General features: G+C 65.8%; 10 protein-coding genes and 3 pseudogenes. 3 read left to right on the plus strand and 10 right to left on the minus strand.

What is annotated here, in order from left to right:
- The first annotated feature begins 405 nt into the window (after positions 1–405).
- On the plus strand, positions 406–708 hold the full coding sequence (locus BQ8482_RS30410) for a type II toxin-antitoxin system Phd/YefM family antitoxin (RefSeq protein ID WP_123150972.1): 303 nt from the start codon (positions 406–408) through the stop codon (positions 706–708).
- Complete coding sequence (locus BQ8482_RS30415) at positions 705–1166, plus strand: type II toxin-antitoxin system VapC family toxin (protein ID WP_123150973.1); 462 nt, start codon at positions 705–707, stop codon at positions 1164–1166. Before BQ8482_RS30410 ends, BQ8482_RS30415 begins: the two co-directional genes overlap by 4 nt.
- 95 nt (positions 1167–1261) lie before the next feature.
- Here the strand turns inward: BQ8482_RS30415 and BQ8482_RS30420 are convergent, their stop codons facing one another.
- The 10 genes and pseudogenes from BQ8482_RS30420 to BQ8482_RS30465 all read right to left on the minus strand — a co-directional run bounded on the left by BQ8482_RS30420 (position 1262) and on the right by BQ8482_RS30465 (position 14246).
- Positions 1262–1849 carry a hypothetical protein gene (locus BQ8482_RS30420; RefSeq protein WP_123150974.1) on the minus strand — a complete coding sequence of 196 codons (588 nt, stop codon included), beginning with the start codon at positions 1847–1849 and terminating at the stop codon, positions 1262–1264.
- A 464-nt stretch (positions 1850–2313) separates the two neighbouring features.
- A pseudogene (locus tag BQ8482_RS39705) lies at positions 2314–2650 on the minus strand (hypothetical protein).
- Positions 2647–3534: a DUF7007 domain-containing protein gene (locus tag BQ8482_RS30430; protein WP_123150975.1), complete on the minus strand. Its 888-nt coding sequence runs from the start codon at positions 3532–3534 to the stop codon at positions 2647–2649. The pseudogene BQ8482_RS39705 and the gene BQ8482_RS30430 overlap by 4 nt, the downstream one beginning before the upstream one ends.
- The gene (locus BQ8482_RS30435) at positions 3531–4007 is read right to left on the minus strand and encodes a hypothetical protein (protein WP_123150976.1); all 477 of its coding nucleotides are present in this window, start codon (positions 4005–4007) and stop codon (positions 3531–3533) included. The genes BQ8482_RS30430 and BQ8482_RS30435 overlap by 4 nt, the downstream gene beginning before the upstream one ends.
- A 94-nt stretch (positions 4008–4101) precedes the next feature.
- Positions 4102–5793 (minus strand): ParB N-terminal domain-containing protein, encoded by a 1692-nt coding sequence (locus BQ8482_RS30440; RefSeq protein WP_123150977.1) that lies wholly within the window; start codon positions 5791–5793, stop codon positions 4102–4104.
- A 253-nt stretch (positions 5794–6046) separates the two neighbouring features.
- A complete protein-coding gene (locus BQ8482_RS30445; protein WP_123150978.1) occupies positions 6047–11158 on the minus strand; it encodes an N-6 DNA methylase in 5112 nt (1703 codons plus the stop codon).
- Between the two features lie 80 nt (positions 11159–11238).
- Complete coding sequence (locus BQ8482_RS30450; protein ID WP_123150985.1) at positions 11239–11637, minus strand: DUF3085 domain-containing protein; 399 nt, start codon at positions 11635–11637, stop codon at positions 11239–11241.
- Positions 11638–11647: 10 nt separating this feature from the next.
- Positions 11648–12250, minus strand: a complete 603-nt coding sequence (locus BQ8482_RS30455) for a DUF1419 domain-containing protein (RefSeq protein WP_123150979.1) — start codon at positions 12248–12250, stop codon at positions 11648–11650.
- A gap of 140 nt (positions 12251–12390) precedes the next feature.
- The gene (locus tag BQ8482_RS30460; RefSeq protein ID WP_123150980.1) at positions 12391–13341 is read right to left on the minus strand and encodes a DUF3991 and toprim domain-containing protein; all 951 of its coding nucleotides are present in this window, start codon (positions 13339–13341) and stop codon (positions 12391–12393) included.
- A gap of 410 nt (positions 13342–13751) precedes the next feature.
- Positions 13752–14246 (minus strand): annotated as a pseudogene (locus BQ8482_RS30465) (SOS response-associated peptidase family protein).
- 58 nt (positions 14247–14304) lie between these two features.
- On the opposite strand from BQ8482_RS30465, the pseudogene BQ8482_RS39710 reads away from it, so the two are divergent.
- Positions 14305–14455 (plus strand): annotated as a pseudogene (locus BQ8482_RS39710) (SOS response-associated peptidase); the annotation flags it as partial.

Here is a 14455-nt window from a genome sequence, read left to right on the forward strand (position 1 = left end):
ATTGACTGTTTAGATAAACGCCGAATTCGTCGTCGACCTGGAAGAGAACCACGGGGGCCATGAGGGTGCGGGCGAGGTGCCAGGCGGCTTTCTTGGCGAGGGTGAGATCGTGGGACATCTGAGGGCTCCATCTTGGGAAGCGGGCCAATTCCCGCTCGATGGCTCCGTCAGTGTGCGGCGGCGGTCGCGATCACCGCGAAGGCGTGAGCCGAGCGGCCGCAGCTTGCTAGCGGACCCCTTGCGGGTTGATCGTGGAAGATCCGCCGCCGCACCAGGAAAGCCATCACGAGAGAGCGGGATTGGAGCGCTGGCGCAGGGGCCCGATGCCACGGTGTCTTGTCGCCGATGCTGGCGTCATCGCCGGGCGAGTGCTATATGTCTGACTAGCTGACTAGGTGTGAGACGATGGGCAAGCAGACACAAGTGACGAAGAAGGCGCGGACGGCAACCCGTCCGGCGACAGGACGGTGGAAACTCGAGGACGCGAAGGCGCGATTCAGCGAGGTGGTGCGCCATGCCCGCGAAGAGGGGCCGCAGCGTGTGAGCGTTCGCGGCCATGACGCAGTCGTGGTGATGAGCGTCGAGGAGTTCGATCGTCTCGTGCCGGAGAAACCCCGTCTGCCCTTTTTGCAGTTCATGGAGAGCCTGCATCTCGACGGCCTCAACCTCGAACGCGAGATGGATCGCGGCCGGGACCTGGAACTGTGAGGGGATGGCTGCTCGACACCAATGTCGTGGCCGCTCTGATCAATCCGCAGGGTGCGCCGTCGGTGAAGCGTTGGGCCGAGGGGCAGGACGAGACGAGTTTCCATATCAGCGTGCTGACGCTGGCCGAATACGACAAGGGCATTCACAACCTGCCCGACGATCATCCGGATCGACCGCGCTACATGGCGGCGCGCGATGCGCTGGCGGAGCGGTTCGGTCATCGCGTGCTGTCGCTTGAGGACGAGGTCGTTCGGCGCTGGGGCCGGATTTCCGGGGCAGGAAAGCGCGCCAGTGGCCATGCGCCGCCGGTGATCGACACGCTGCTCGCGTCGACGGCGATCGAGCACGATCTCTATCTGGTGACGCGGAACGTCAAGGACACCAGGCCGTCAAGTGCGGTCGTGTTCGATCCATGGAATGACGATGTCGAGAAGTTTCCATTGAGCCCGCGCAGTTGACGGGCAAAATAGCGGCATAATGGAGCCGGCCCCGGTAGGGCCCCGAATCGCCGAGGTAAAGACAGGCGGGGCGGAGCCCCGCCGCAGTCAGCGGTTCATCGGAGCGCCGCCATCTGGAGTTCTGCCGCCTTGCGATCGACGCTCCGCCCGGGGTTCTCCACCGGCCGTTCGAAGGGCTTCCAGACCTCGCCGACGACCTGTTCATAGGCATTGACCGCGCCCTCCGCGGCCATACGCAGCGCGTGGGCCTGGAGCGCCATGTCGGCGGCGAACTCCCGCTTGCGCTGGGCGGCGCTGTCGAAGCCGACCGGGCCACCGACATCCTCGTCGCGATCATCGCAGGCGGCCTTGGCCGTCGCATCGCGGGCCTCGGTCACGGAGCGGCTGTAGAATTGGCCGGCGCCATGAGCGGAACCGACATACGCTCCGACGATGCGCTGCAGGTGGATCTGCATGGCGCGTTCGCCAAGTCCCTCGTCGAGCGCTGCGGCCGTGTCGACGATGAGCTTCTCGTGCAGGTCGCGGATGCCGTCGCTGTCGAGGACCGGCAGGCCGAAGCTCTCTGCGATGAGGGAGCACTGTGCGGCATCGGGGCAGGCGAGCCGGACCATCTGGATTGTGGTGCCCTTGCGGAGCGGCACGACGCGGGCGCTGGAGCGGGAACTTGCGGCTTTCTTGGTCATGGCATTTTCCTTCTTCGGTTTCCCGAAGCTCGGACCGGCCCCGTGCCGGCCCTCCCTCGGGCGCGGACCGACAGAACCGGTGGTATGACGGGCGCTTCAGGGTCCGGGCGGACCGAGGCGAGCATGGAAGGTTTGCGGCCAAGCAGGGCGCCCTTCAGCCCTCGCGCGGGACGCGGGCCCGCCATGTCGAGACCGGTTCGATCCGGCCGCCCCGCGGCGCGGAACGCGGCCTTTAAGCGAACGGCCGCCGGTTCAGGACCGCCTAAAGCCCGAGGGAGGACCGGCACGGGACCTCGATTTCGACATGGGAGCCGAAGGACAGGCGGTCATGAACCATCTGCCAATTCACGGTTCGATCCTGCGGGATTGCTGCCGCGACCACCATTGCCACGATGGTCGCTCGCGTGCCTGTCGTATCCGGCATCATCGGCAGCGTTGGCCATGTCGGCCGAACAGCGGCACGGCTAGACCTGCTCGCTCGTGTCGGCGGCTTCGGCGTGCCGGTCGAGGAACCTGGCGATCGCCTGCTCCTGGCGCGCGAGCTTGCGCGACAGGGCATCGAGTTCCGGCTGGCGCTCAGAGGTTAGAGCTGCGAGCTGGGACCGATAGCGCTCGAGGAACGCGCCAGGATCGGGCGCCTTGCCCCGACGATAGTGTGTCCGGCGTGGAAGTAGGCTTGGGGATCAGCGCCGTCATGCGGCGTGTGATCTGCCGGTCGACCATGTCCAGTTGACGCTGCATTTGTCGGCGCGCCTCCTCCATGCGGGAGAGCTGGCGGCGCAGCTCGGGCGCGAGGGTCATGGCGACCCCCTCCCCCGCCAGCCGTCGAAACTAGACGGTCCGGCATAGACGGCATGCCGGTCCGGATCGATGACGAAGCCGAAGCGGCCGATATCGTACTCGTCGGCAGGGACGAGAAAGCGGCGCTCCTCGGTGCCGGTGCCGCGTTTACCGCCGGGCGTGGCGACGCACTCGACGAACCCTTTCTGCTCCTCCGAGGTGATCGCTGACACGACGATCCAGTCAGCGGCGTGCTCGGCCTCGAACGCACGCTGGTCCTTCTTGCGGGACTCGCCCGGGGCGAGGATGGCGCCGAAGATCGCTTCCCACACGTCGGGCCAGGAATCCTTGATGGTCTGCTCGGCGTAGCGGCGCTCGAGCGCGGTGAAGAGGTTCGGGAAGGTGATGGCAATGATCGCCCAGCACTCGTCCTCTTCGTACCAGCCGCCAGAGGCGCGGAGGATCGAATGGACCTTGCGGTTGCGCTCGGCCGAGAGCTTGAAGCCACCGTGACCAGCGGTCGAGTATGAGGTGACGCCTTCGGCATAAACCGTGCCGCCCTGCGACGGCCCCCAGGGCGTGTGTGCGCCACCGGGAATGTCGCGGCGGCCGAGCGCACGCTTTTCCAGGTAGTGCTGGGCCTGCTCGAGCACTTTCGCCCGAAAGGCGTTCTCGTCGGCGAGGTCACCGCCATGGCCGTAGAAGTCCGAGCAGTTCCATTCCGCCATCGGCCGGGCGATTCCCCAGCCGCTGGCGAGATAGTGTCTCCCGTCGCGGCCGGGCGCCATGGCATAGGCGTTCTGACCGACAAGGGCGACCGGCATGCCGTCGGCGCTATACCCGAACGAAGCCCCGGACGCATCCGGGGCTTCGGGTGAATCTGAGGGTTGACGTGCCTGGCTCATGCCGCCGCCCTCCCCTCGACGGCATCGGCGGCGGCCTCATCGGCCGTGACCTCCTCGAACACAGCGTTCGGATAGCCGTGCTGCGACAACCATTGCTCGGCGGCGGCGCGATGCGGCGCGAGATGAACCAGCTCGGCATAGTCGCCGGACCGATCAAAGACCCGCACGGACCCGACCGTCGGGCGCTCGACGATGTTGAAGCGCAGGCTGGAGCTCAGCGAAAACGTTCGATGGACGCGTATCGCAACGACACCGCCGGCGCCGTAGTCGGCCTCGTGCAGGGTGAAGCTCGCATGCGGGTTGTGCGTATCGGCATCACGGCCGCCCTGTTTGCGGATGAGACGTCCCCGGCTGTTGTTGGTGTTCCAGGCGTCAAGTCTCCTGCGGTGCCGTTCCGGCGGACGCGGGGCGCCGTCGGACCAGGCGACGATGGCGCCGATAGGAGCGTGTTCGAAGATCGTATGTGCGGACATATACTGTCCTCCGTTCGGTGAAGCTGAAAACGAAACCGCCGCCGGGCGAACCCGACGGCGGCAGAGCGGTCGAAAGAAGAAGCGGGGCGAAGCGCTACTCGGCGGCGTCGCGATAACCCTCGTCGAACTCGTCGGCAGGATCGCCATCGACCACCTGGCCCTCGCCTTCGACGCTCTCGGCGTCCGGCACATCGTCGTCCTCGTCCTCGGTGACCGCGCTCTTGGCCAGCCATTCGGCGAGGCCGGCCCCGGCGGGCGCGAAGAGGGCCGCGGGGTGGACGAAATGGCCCTCCTTGAAGTGTTCGACGAGCGCTGCGCGGGTGTCCTTCACGCGCGCACGTGGCAGCACCGGCGTGTCGGCGCACGAGCCTTCGAGCGCCGGCCGCGACAGGCAGGAGAGGAAATCCTCCGTGCCCATATTGGCGAGGAAGCCATCGGCCCCGATCGCAGAACCGGCGACGAGCGCCACGACGCCCGACTTGCTCATGCCCTCGCGGCAGGAGAGCACGTCGATCAGCACACCGCGGGCGGCGATGCGAAGCGTGTCGGTGTCGAAGGCGAACTTGCCCTCGGCATCGAACAGCGTCGCGGCGTGACGGGGGAAGCGTCGGCCGTAGCTATGATCGCCACCCGCGCCGGAGTCGACGCGTACATTCTGGCCGGCGAATGCGAGGACCAGCAGCGCGAGCAGTGTGTCGTCCTCGATCGGCGCGCGCGATAGCGCCTCATGCAGAGCGTCGGTGCGCAGGTCGCCGATCATCTCGACGCCCTTGCGCGTCACGTTCGGACGAGGCTTGGAGACGACCCGTGTCTCGTCCGCGCCGCCGGCCTCTTCGGCAGCCTTGCCCTTCTTCTTCGCCTCGGGCATGCGGAAGTGGACCGTCTTCACCTTGCCCTCGCGGTCAAGGTACATCGCGGTGTGGTCCGACTTCTTGGGCGTGCCGTAGACGCGTTCGGCCTTGGGCGGCAGCTTCACCTCGCCCCAGTTGTTGGTCTCGGCGATGACGCCCTTCTTGGGAAGGTGCTGCGTCATCCATTCCTGCTGGGCGCCGAGGAAGGCCTCCACATCAGTGGTGTAGCAGCTGTCCTGGTCGGCCGGCGCGAACAGGTCCTCGACCCAGGCGATGCCGTAGGCCTGAGCGAGATCGTCGCCGAAGCTGGCATCGCGCGCATACATGCGGGTCTTGGCGAGGCCGTTGGCGACGGCCCACCACGAGACCTGTGGATCGCCTTTGGTCGGCTTATGCGCCTTCCAGACCTCCTTCTGCTCCTCGAGCGAGGCGGCCGCGATGGCGCGGAGCTGGCGCTCGTCGGGCATGTCGCCCTTTGCCATATGATCCAGCATCGCCGGCAGCACATTGGCGAGCAGCCTCAGCTTCTTGATCTGGCGCACCGACTGCGCGAGCGCAATGCCAATCGCCTCCTCGGTCCAGCCGAGCGCCACGAGACGCTCGATGGCCCGCCACTGGTCGACGGGGTTGAGCTGCTCATGCGCGATCGTCGTGACCAGCGAACGCATGGCGCCGCCATCCTCGGCGCGGGGAACGACGAGAACGGCGACTTCCTCGAGGCCGGCGGCAATCGCCTGCTTGACGCGACGGTGGCCCTCGTCGATGACGAAGCCGTTGCCGCCTTCCGTTTCGGCGGCGACGATGGGCGGCTGCACGATGCCAACAGCCTTGATCGTCGCCAGCAGCAGGGCGTCCGCCTGCGGGCTGGACTTGGAACGGCGCGCCTTGTCGGGATTGTCCTTGAGCGAGCGCGGATCAACGAATTTCAGTTCCATGGAGATGCTCCTTTTGGGATTGCGAACACGGCCCATCGCCGGTCCATTTCCGTCTTCTTCCCGAAGACATCCCCCAGCCCGCGGAGCGGGCGGGCCGGTGCAATTGCGCCCGAGCATCCCTGCCCGGCTGGCCAAGCGGGGCTTCTTCAGCCCTGCGCAGGATGACGGGCCGGGATCGCGACGGGGGCGATTGAGCGCCAGCGTCGGCGGACCACCCGATCTGCGAGCAGTCCTCTCTTTCTCCCCGGTCCTTTCAGGCCGCCCTTGCCTCTTCCGGCCTCACCCGGTCGATATCCTGTGCCAGCGACGTCTCGATTTCGGCCAGCTGCCGGCGCTTGGCCGCGAGTTCATCCGAGAAGGCAAAGGCTCCGCCCTCGCGGGAGCGATAGGCGGCAAGCCGACGCTCAGCCTCCGCAAGCCGATGACGGGTGCGCTCCTGTTCTTCATCCAGGTTGGACAGAACGTGTTCGAGCTTCGCGATCCCACCGAGCGGCGTGGTGGTGACGGGCAGTTCGATTTCCGTCTCGGCTCCCGTGCGCACCAGCATGGTGGCGTAGCGATAGCCGTCCTTGCCGAAGCGCTGGCCGGAATATGCGAGCTCGAATCCGCCGACTGAGGCGATGACGGTCTCGTCTTTGTGCTGAAGCTGCACGAGGGTCAGAACCTCCTTCATCAGCGCCCGCCCGGCGAGCTTGCGCTCATTGAACACCTCTTCGCCGACGCGCATGCGGAAGGCCTCGCCCGTGGTGGGAACGAGGCGCGCGAGGTCCTGGCCGATCTCGCCGATCCGGCGCGTCGAGTACTCCATGTCGCGCTCGGCATCGCGGATCTGCCGGCGGATGGCGAACTGGTCGTCCTGATGCGCGGACCGTAGCCGCTCGAGCCGCGCGATGTCGGCTTCAAGACCCGCCTTTTGCATCAGCCGCGGATCGCCCGAAGCAATAGCCTTGGCCATGGCGAACTGGTTGGCCTGGCCTTCGCCGAGGTCCTCGAGCCGGCGAACCGACGTGTCGCCCGACAACGCGGCGGCGATGAAGCGGGCCTTGCGCTCATTGTTCTGCCACATCTGGGCGTCCATGGAGCCTTCGGTGGCATAAGCGAAGATGTCGACGACATCGTGCTGGTTGCCCTGCCGCAGGATACGCCCCTCGCGCTGCTCGATCTGCGACGGTAGCCACGGCACATCGAGATGGTGCAGCGCCTTGAGCCGAAGTTGCGCATTGACGCCGGTGCCCATCGTGTCGGAGGAGCCGATCAGAAAACGGACCTTACCGGCTCGCACGTCACTGAACAGACGCTGCTTGGCTTCCGACTTCTTGAAGTCCTGCATGAAGGCGATCTCAGACGCCGGGACGCCCATGCGAACGAGCTCGTCTCGTATCCATCGATAGGCGGAGAAGCCCCGCGTCTTCTCGACGCTGATCGTGCCGAGATCGGAGAAGATCATCTGCGCGGCGCCGGACAGCTCGAAGGGCTTTCCGTCGGGGCGGATATAGTCGTTGCCGGCAGTTTCCCGCCAAATCGCGAAAGCGTTGGCGACGAGATCGTTGAGTTTGTTGTCCGCCTCATTGTCATTGTCGACATCGACCCGGCGCAGGTCGATCGCCGCGTGGCGGCCGTCGGTGATGACCGAGAGCAGGATATCGTCGCCCGGCTCGGGCGGCCCTTCGCGTTGTTCGATGGCCTTGATGCGGGCGTCGAGCAGGACCTGATAGCGCTTAAAGGCGGCTGACGGCTTCGAGGTCCTGATCTGCCGTTTACCGGTCGAGAGCGCCGGCACCTTCACATAGTCGCGCAAGTCCTCGGGCATGACCACGTCCGCGAAGGAGCGGAACATGGCGATGAGCTCGGGCACGTTGACGAAGGTGGCGAAGCGGGTCACCGGCTTGTACCTGCCGTTGGGCTGCAGCTCGAGCTCGGTGGTGACGTCGCCGAAGGTCGAGGCCCAGGCGTCGAACTCGTGGAGGCCGCGCTCGCGTAGAGCGCCGTACCCGAGATAGCGCTGGACCGAGAACATTTCGCCCAGCGTATTGGTGATTGGCGTGCCGGAGGCGAGGATGAGCGCCCGGCCGGGATTCTTCGTCTCGACGAAGCGGGACTTCACATAGAGGTCCCAGGCACGCTGCGAGCCGTTCGGATCGATTCCCTTGAGCGTCGACATATTGGTGGCGAAGCTGAGCTTGCGGAATTCCTGCGCCTCGTCGACGATGATCTGGTCGACGCCGATCTCGGAGATCGTCAGCAGGTCGTCCTTGCGGGTGGCGAGGGATTCCAGACGCTCCTTCAGGCCCTCCTTCAGCCGCTCGAGCCGCTTGCGCGAGACGCGATCGCCGCTCTCCACCTTGGTCAGCAGCATCTCGTAAAGCTCCAGCTCATCGTGGATCATTTGGCTCTCGAAGGCGGACGGCACGCCGATGAAGCGGAAGGCCGAATGGGTGATGACGATCGCATCCCAGGTCGCGGTCGCCGCCCGCGACAGGAAGCGGTGCCGCTTGTCCTTGGTGAAATTGGTCTCGTCGGCGACGAGGATGCGGGCGGTCGGATAGAGCGCGAGGAACTCGCGCGCCGCCTGCGCCAGGCAATGCCCGGGCACGACGAGCATAGCCTTGGCAACCAGACCGAGACGCTTCTGCTCCATGACAGCGGCCGCAATCGTCATGGTCTTGCCAGCACCGACGGCATGGGCGAGATACGTCGAGCCCGCCGAAATGATGCGCCAGATGCCCCGCTTCTGGTGCCCATAAAGAGAAAAGGCGCCAGAGGCGCCCGGGAGTTGGAGATGGTCCCCGCTGAACTTTCGGGGGGCGATGTTGTTGAAGCGGTCGTTGTAGCCCCGCGCCAGGCGGTCGGTGCGATCGGGATCGGACCAGATCCAGTTCTGGAAAGCGGACTTGATCTTGGTCAGCCTCTCCTTGGCTGCCTCGGTATCGACGACGTTGAGCACGCGCTTCTCGCTGTCGCCCTCCTTGATCGTGTCAAAGATCTGCGGCACCCGGCTGTTGAGCGCATCGGCGATAAGCTCGCCGGCATGGCGGCGCTCGGTGCCCCATTCGGATGTGCCGGCCGCCATATATGCGAACTGCCTCGCCTCCACCGTCCACGACGCCAGTTCCGGCATGTGATGGATCCTGATCTCCGCGCCCATCGCCTCCTTGACGAAGGCGACGACATCGGCGGCCGGAATCCACGGTGCGCCGAGGCGCGCGGTAATGTCGGAGGGGCCGAGATCGGCGGGCTGGACCGCGACGAGGGCCCGGACATTGCGTTCCAAGGAGGGGTCGAGTGCTGCGGCCGCCTCAGCCGCCCTGAGCTTGTCGCGAACCTGACCGGAGAGATAAGCATCCGCCGTCTGCCAGGCCCCGGTTGCGGGATCGCGGAAAATAGCATCACCCAGGTCGGCAATGACGGCGTCCGCGTCGGCGTGCAGCAATTCGGCAATGTGATCGATGTCCACATGGCCGCGTTCGTTCAGCACCACGGCCAAGGCATCGGCGGCCGAGGTGATGATGGGCGCCGAGGGTGGCGCGATCACCCGTTCAGTGAAGAGCGGACCGGGCCGCGCCGTGTCGGTCTCGAGGTCGTAGTCCTCGATGGAGGCGACCAACCAGCAATCGGGATCGTCGAGGAAGGGCTGCAGGTTCGGCCGGCGATGTCTTTCGCGCACCTCACCGGTCTCGGGATCCTCGCTGGTGGAGACGACCGTGGTGTTGATCGGCCCGAAAGCGCGCACGAAATTGGACCAGACGATGCGCAGCTTGACCTGTGCCGGCTTCCAGGGCCGGTCGAGCTCCTGCGCCTGCAAGACCTCGCGCACCGCATCGCGCATCGGGATCAGCTTGCGGATGATGCGGGCGTGCTTGTCGGGCACGCCGTCGGCGCTGCGCCCCTTGCGCACGGTAATGGTCACGGGAACCCCGTCGACCATCTGCATCAGCGCCGTATTCGACGCGATGAAGTAGCTGCCCTCACGGATCGCGGGAGCGTTGGGAAGCGATTCCCCTGCCCCGTCGAGGTCGTCGCCGTCGAGGTCGATTGCCTCGGGCTCGCCGTCATAGATGGCTTCCGGGAGCAGGGAGATCGCATGGGACAGCGCCGACGCGAGATCAACGCCCGGATGCGGCAGGCAGGTGTAGGCCTCGCCAAAAGGACCCGACGTGGCGGCATGCGCGCCGAGCACAAAATGGGGATGCCGGGCGAACCAGCGGTTCACGCGAATCGCGATCTCGTCGCCGTCCGCAGGGCGGACCTCGTCGGTGTCGAGCCAGCTAACGTCGCCCTCGGCCTCTCCCGGCTTGCGCTTCCCGAAGAACAGGATGTCGACGACCACTTCTGTGCCGGCATCGGCCTGGAAGCTGCCCTGGGGCAAGCGGATTGCCGCGACGAGATCGGCGGACTTCGCAATATGCTCCCGTACCGAACAATCCGCCTTATCCATCGTGCCCGAGCTCGTCACGAAAGCTGCCAGGCCACCCGGCTTCAACAGGTCGATCGACCGGGCTATGAAGTAGTCGTGGAGACGCGGCCCCATCGAGCGATAGGTGCGGTCCGAGCGTACGGTACGATCCGAGAAGGGCGGGTTGCCGATAGCCAGGTCGAAGCTGGCTGGCAGATCGGCGCGCGCGAAGTCGGCATTGATGATGCGCGCCCGTGGCTGCAGCAGGCGAGCGATGCGGTTGGTCACCGGATCGATCTCGACGCCGGTGACATGCACCTGGTCGCGCAGTTCCGCCGGCAACAAGGCGGGGAACATGCCAGTGCCGATGCCAGGTTCGAGCACCCTGCCGCCGCGCCAGCCGAGCCGCTGCAGGCCGGACCACATCGACCGGACGATGAACTCCGGCGTGAAATGGGCGTACTGGGTGCAGCGCGCCAGCGAGGCATAGTCCGGACCCGACACAGCGTCCTCGAGGTCGGCGCCGATCTCGTCCCATCCGTCCCGGAAAGCGGTTCCGCCCGGACGGCGGAACACGGCATTGGCGAGGTCCGAGGCTCCGAAGCCGGTGAAGCGAATGAGCCGGGCCTGCTCCTCGGTCGTCGCCGGGCGGTCCTCGGCCTCGATTTTAGCAGCGAGCCGAATGGCGGCGAGATTGTCGCGGGCGCGCTGCTCCCAGCCCTTTGCCAGGCCGCGATCGCTTTTGAGAAGGAAGCTCTGGCCGCGAGCCGCGGCTGTATTGACGCGCCCGTGTTCGGCGGCCTGCGGGACTGGCTTGGCGTGAGCGTCCGGCCCGGCCGGCGGAGAAGGCCGCTCATCCGCGGGATCCTCGGCTCCGAAATCGCTGCCGAAGGCGGTGACGCCGAGACCGAGGCCGGACGAAAGCGAAGTGTTGCCGAACAGGTCGAGGGTGAAGGGATCGTCATTGGACATTGGGAAGTCTCCTTGCGAAGGCGAGCACGAACAACCGGCCGAACGGGTCCGGCCAGGCGATCGTCGCGGGTTTGGGAAAGTCAGCGGGTGATCAGCGAGAGCGCGATTTCGGTCTCGGTGAGCTGCACATTGAGGTGCGTGGCACTCATGTTGCGGTCGAAGAGGGGAATCAGCCGCTCGGCCTCGATGAACTCGATGCCGTCATCGGCGCCGAAGTGGTGGCCCTTATAGTCCCACCAGTCGCCGTCGCCCTTGGGATGGCACTGCTCGGCATAGACGACGAGGGCGCGCGATCCTTCGGCCAGTTTGCCGTTGGACATGATGTAGACGCCCTCGTCGCCGACCAGCCAGAGGCCGGGCTTCTCGCCCTCGCCGGGGCGGGTGCCGTAATAGGGATTGCGAAAGCCGCCATTGGCGGCAGCATCGGCAATGCCGCGATCGACGACCTTGCGGACGGCGAGAATGGGAAATGTAAACATCGCCCACACCTCACGCCGCTACGCGAATGGGGAGGTGCCGCAAATGCACCGGCAGCTTGGCCGCGATCTCTTCCTCGGTGAGATCGTCGAGCAGTTTGAGCTCGGTCCGCCCCAGGCCATAGACAAGGATGGTCCGTTTGCCGCGATGCTGGGCTAAGAACCGGTCCCCGGCATAGCCACGATATTCGTCGTGCGTGGCGCTCCAGACATGCTCCAGGCGTTCGTGATGCGTCATGGCCTTCACCGGCCAGGACTCGCGCTCGACGATGGCGTCGCGCATCTCGACGGGGGAACGCGGCGCCGCCAGGTCGCAATAGGCGTGGAAGTAGCGTGTCTTGCCGTCGATGCGCAGCGTGTAGAAGACGCTGGTGATGCTGCCGGTGAGGAATTCGCCGAGCGCGAACATTTCCCCTCGCATCCAGAGCGGCGGCAGGATGTCGAGCATGTAGTCGTGCTCGGCGCGTGCGATCTCGAACCACTCTCCGGCGAACAGGTCGCTGTCGTCGTTCTGCCAACGATCGGGCCGCTGGGCATGGCGGTCGAACAGACGGAACATCTGCCGGCGGTCGGCGACACCGAAGTAGATCTTGAGGATTGAGGATTGGAGGGTCATAGGGAGGCTCCTGGCCACTTGCGGGCCGGAGCGCGGTTCATCCCTCGCGGATCACCATCATCTTCAGCCCTTCCGGACCCCTCCCCCGCGGCCGCCTCTCCGCCCGGGCGGGTCAAGGGCCGGCGCAGCCGGGCGGAGCTTCACCCTTGACGCGCCCGGCGGGCATGCGGCAGTCGGCCTCCTTCCTCCATTCCTCTTGCTTCCGCCCTCACTTTCAGATCGACGTTCCAGTCACTCGCAATGGGGCGCAGTCGCTCGGCGCCGCATCCGACCTCCTCGGCCAGGGCGAGAAGGCGATCGGCATAGATGTCGCCCTGCACATTGTTGTCGGTGGCCGCGACAAGCCGTGCCTCCGACCGCTCTGCCACCAGGCGAATGGCCGCGTCAGTCGCTGGCGACCAGCCGCCGCCGGTGCTGACATAAAGCGTATCTGGTCTGTTTGCCTCGATCGCAGCAAGGCTCATGGCGTCGATGGCGGCTTCGGTCACGCAGACGCGGCCGGCGTCTGCCGGACCGAGCCGGAACAGCACCTTGCTGCCGCCCGTCGCAAAGCCGCGCCATTCCGGGCCGCGTTCCTCCCAACCGGTGACAGCTCCCGCATCGATGTGTGCCGCCCACATGCTGCCATGCGGGCCTTCGCGCAAGACGCCGGCAGCGATCGCGGCGCGGAGGATGCGTTCGGGAAGGTGACGGTCGTCACGCAGATAGCGCCAGGTCGCCGAGCCACGCCATGGCTTACGCCGGGCTCGCCAGCGTTCGGGAATGGAAAGATCCGGCTCGCGTTCCCGGGGCTGCCGCGTCCAAGCGGGCTCCGAGGGCACGAAGCCGACCAAGGATGCGACCTGAACGAATGCTTCCGGGAAATCGCAACCGTCCAGATGCTGGATCAGCGAATAGACATCACCCTTGGCGTCCGAAAGCGGGTCGAACCAGCCCTTGCCGTCATGAATGACGATGATAATCGCGGTTTCGCGGCGATATTTCATCGCCCTGCGCGTGCTCTCCTTGAGATCGAGCGCAAACCCGCAATGCTCCAGTACGGCGCCGCAGGGCACTTTTCCTTTCAGCTCTTCCCGTTCTGCTTTTTCCATATTCGCCTGCACGTCCCCTGACGCGCTCCTTCCTATCCGATTCCCGCCCCAAGCTTATGGAGCATGAACCGGATGCCGCGAAGAGCAAGGCGGGCAAGGGCGCGGCCGGCAACCCGGCGATAGTGCCGGGTTTCCGGAACTGCAGGCCGCGGCGCAGCTTCCCTTGCCGGCCGCAGCGCGCAAGCGGCAACACCACCTGCCATCAGGTACCGCCGCGCTCTTCCTCGGCCCGTCTGTGTTCGACCCATCGCCGGATCGCGGTAAACATGGACCCCCCGTCCTCTTCGCACGACAGCCCCAGTGCGCGTCAGGGATGGCTGCCCGAACGGGTGAAGACCCCTTTGGGGCTTCAGTTCCGCCAACAGCCCGGCCCGCAGGGCGACGCCAATCACGAAGTTCGGGGTTTTGGTTCAAAATGCGAGCGCCGCCTGTGCAGATGCTTTGCGCGGCTGCGAAACCACGAACGTGCCGTCAGGCAACGGCCGAAGCAGCTCTTCTTCCAAGCAGGTCCGGTCGAGCCAAGCCATTCGCTGATCGCGCCGCAGCACCGCCATCTGCCGGTCGTGGAAGGGCGCGACGTCGTCGTTCGCCTCGATCGTCAGGATGGCATAAGCCTCAGGCCAGTCCCGTGTCGCCGGGCGCCAGACTCCAGCGAAATAGAACCAGTCACTGTCGGCGAGCGAAAAGCTTTAGGCCTTGCCCCTGCTCCGATGCCGGAACTCGGATGCCGGAACGAGGCAACGGTGACTGCCCTCAGCGCGCACAACGGTGCAGGGCCTGCCTCCAACTTCGCTGGGCTGAAGGCCCCAAGGCAGCTCTGCCATCTCAACATCGCCGCCGTAGCGCCTTATGATGACGCGGCGTTCGTCGAGCGATGCGTCGGAATCGAAAACCTTCGCGCTCATAGCCGCGCGAACATAACAGGAACACGATCGCGGTGCAATCCGATCGGACGGAGGACCGATGTGCAATGATTATCGATTGACGGTGGATGTCGCTTCGATCGGGGAGGACTTCGCCGACCTGAAGATCAAGATCCGCTTCGGAGAAGGTGCGCCGAACATCGAGGCGCGCGAGGACATCAAGATCACGGATGTAGCGCCGATCATCGGGA

This window comes from Mesorhizobium delmotii, assembly GCF_900149755.1.
Lineage (GTDB): Bacteria > Pseudomonadota > Alphaproteobacteria > Rhizobiales > Rhizobiaceae > Mesorhizobium > Mesorhizobium delmotii.

Bases quoted from the DNA above. Each gene is read 5' to 3' on its own strand.
- BQ8482_RS30440 (WP_123150977.1), bottom strand. From the start codon at position 5,793: ATGGAACTGAAATTCGTTGATCCGCGCTCGCTCAAGGACAATCCCGAC.
- BQ8482_RS30435 (WP_123150976.1), bottom strand. From the start codon at position 4,007: ATGTCCGCACATACGATCTTCGAACACGCTCCTATCGGCGCCATCGTC.
- BQ8482_RS30410 (WP_123150972.1), top strand. From the start codon at position 406: ATGGGCAAGCAGACACAAGTGACGAAGAAGGCGCGGACGGCAACCCGT.
- BQ8482_RS30420 (WP_123150974.1), bottom strand. From the start codon at position 1,849: ATGACCAAGAAAGCCGCAAGTTCCCGCTCCAGCGCCCGCGTCGTGCCG.
- BQ8482_RS30450 (WP_123150985.1), bottom strand. From the start codon at position 11,637: ATGTTTACATTTCCCATTCTCGCCGTCCGCAAGGTCGTCGATCGCGGC.
- BQ8482_RS30430 (WP_123150975.1), bottom strand. From the start codon at position 3,534: ATGAGCCAGGCACGTCAACCCTCAGATTCACCCGAAGCCCCGGATGCG.
- BQ8482_RS30455 (WP_123150979.1), bottom strand. From the start codon at position 12,250: ATGACCCTCCAATCCTCAATCCTCAAGATCTACTTCGGTGTCGCCGAC.
- BQ8482_RS30460 (WP_123150980.1), bottom strand. From the start codon at position 13,341: ATGGAAAAAGCAGAACGGGAAGAGCTGAAAGGAAAAGTGCCCTGCGGC.
- BQ8482_RS30445 (WP_123150978.1), bottom strand. From the start codon at position 11,158: ATGTCCAATGACGATCCCTTCACCCTCGACCTGTTCGGCAACACTTCG.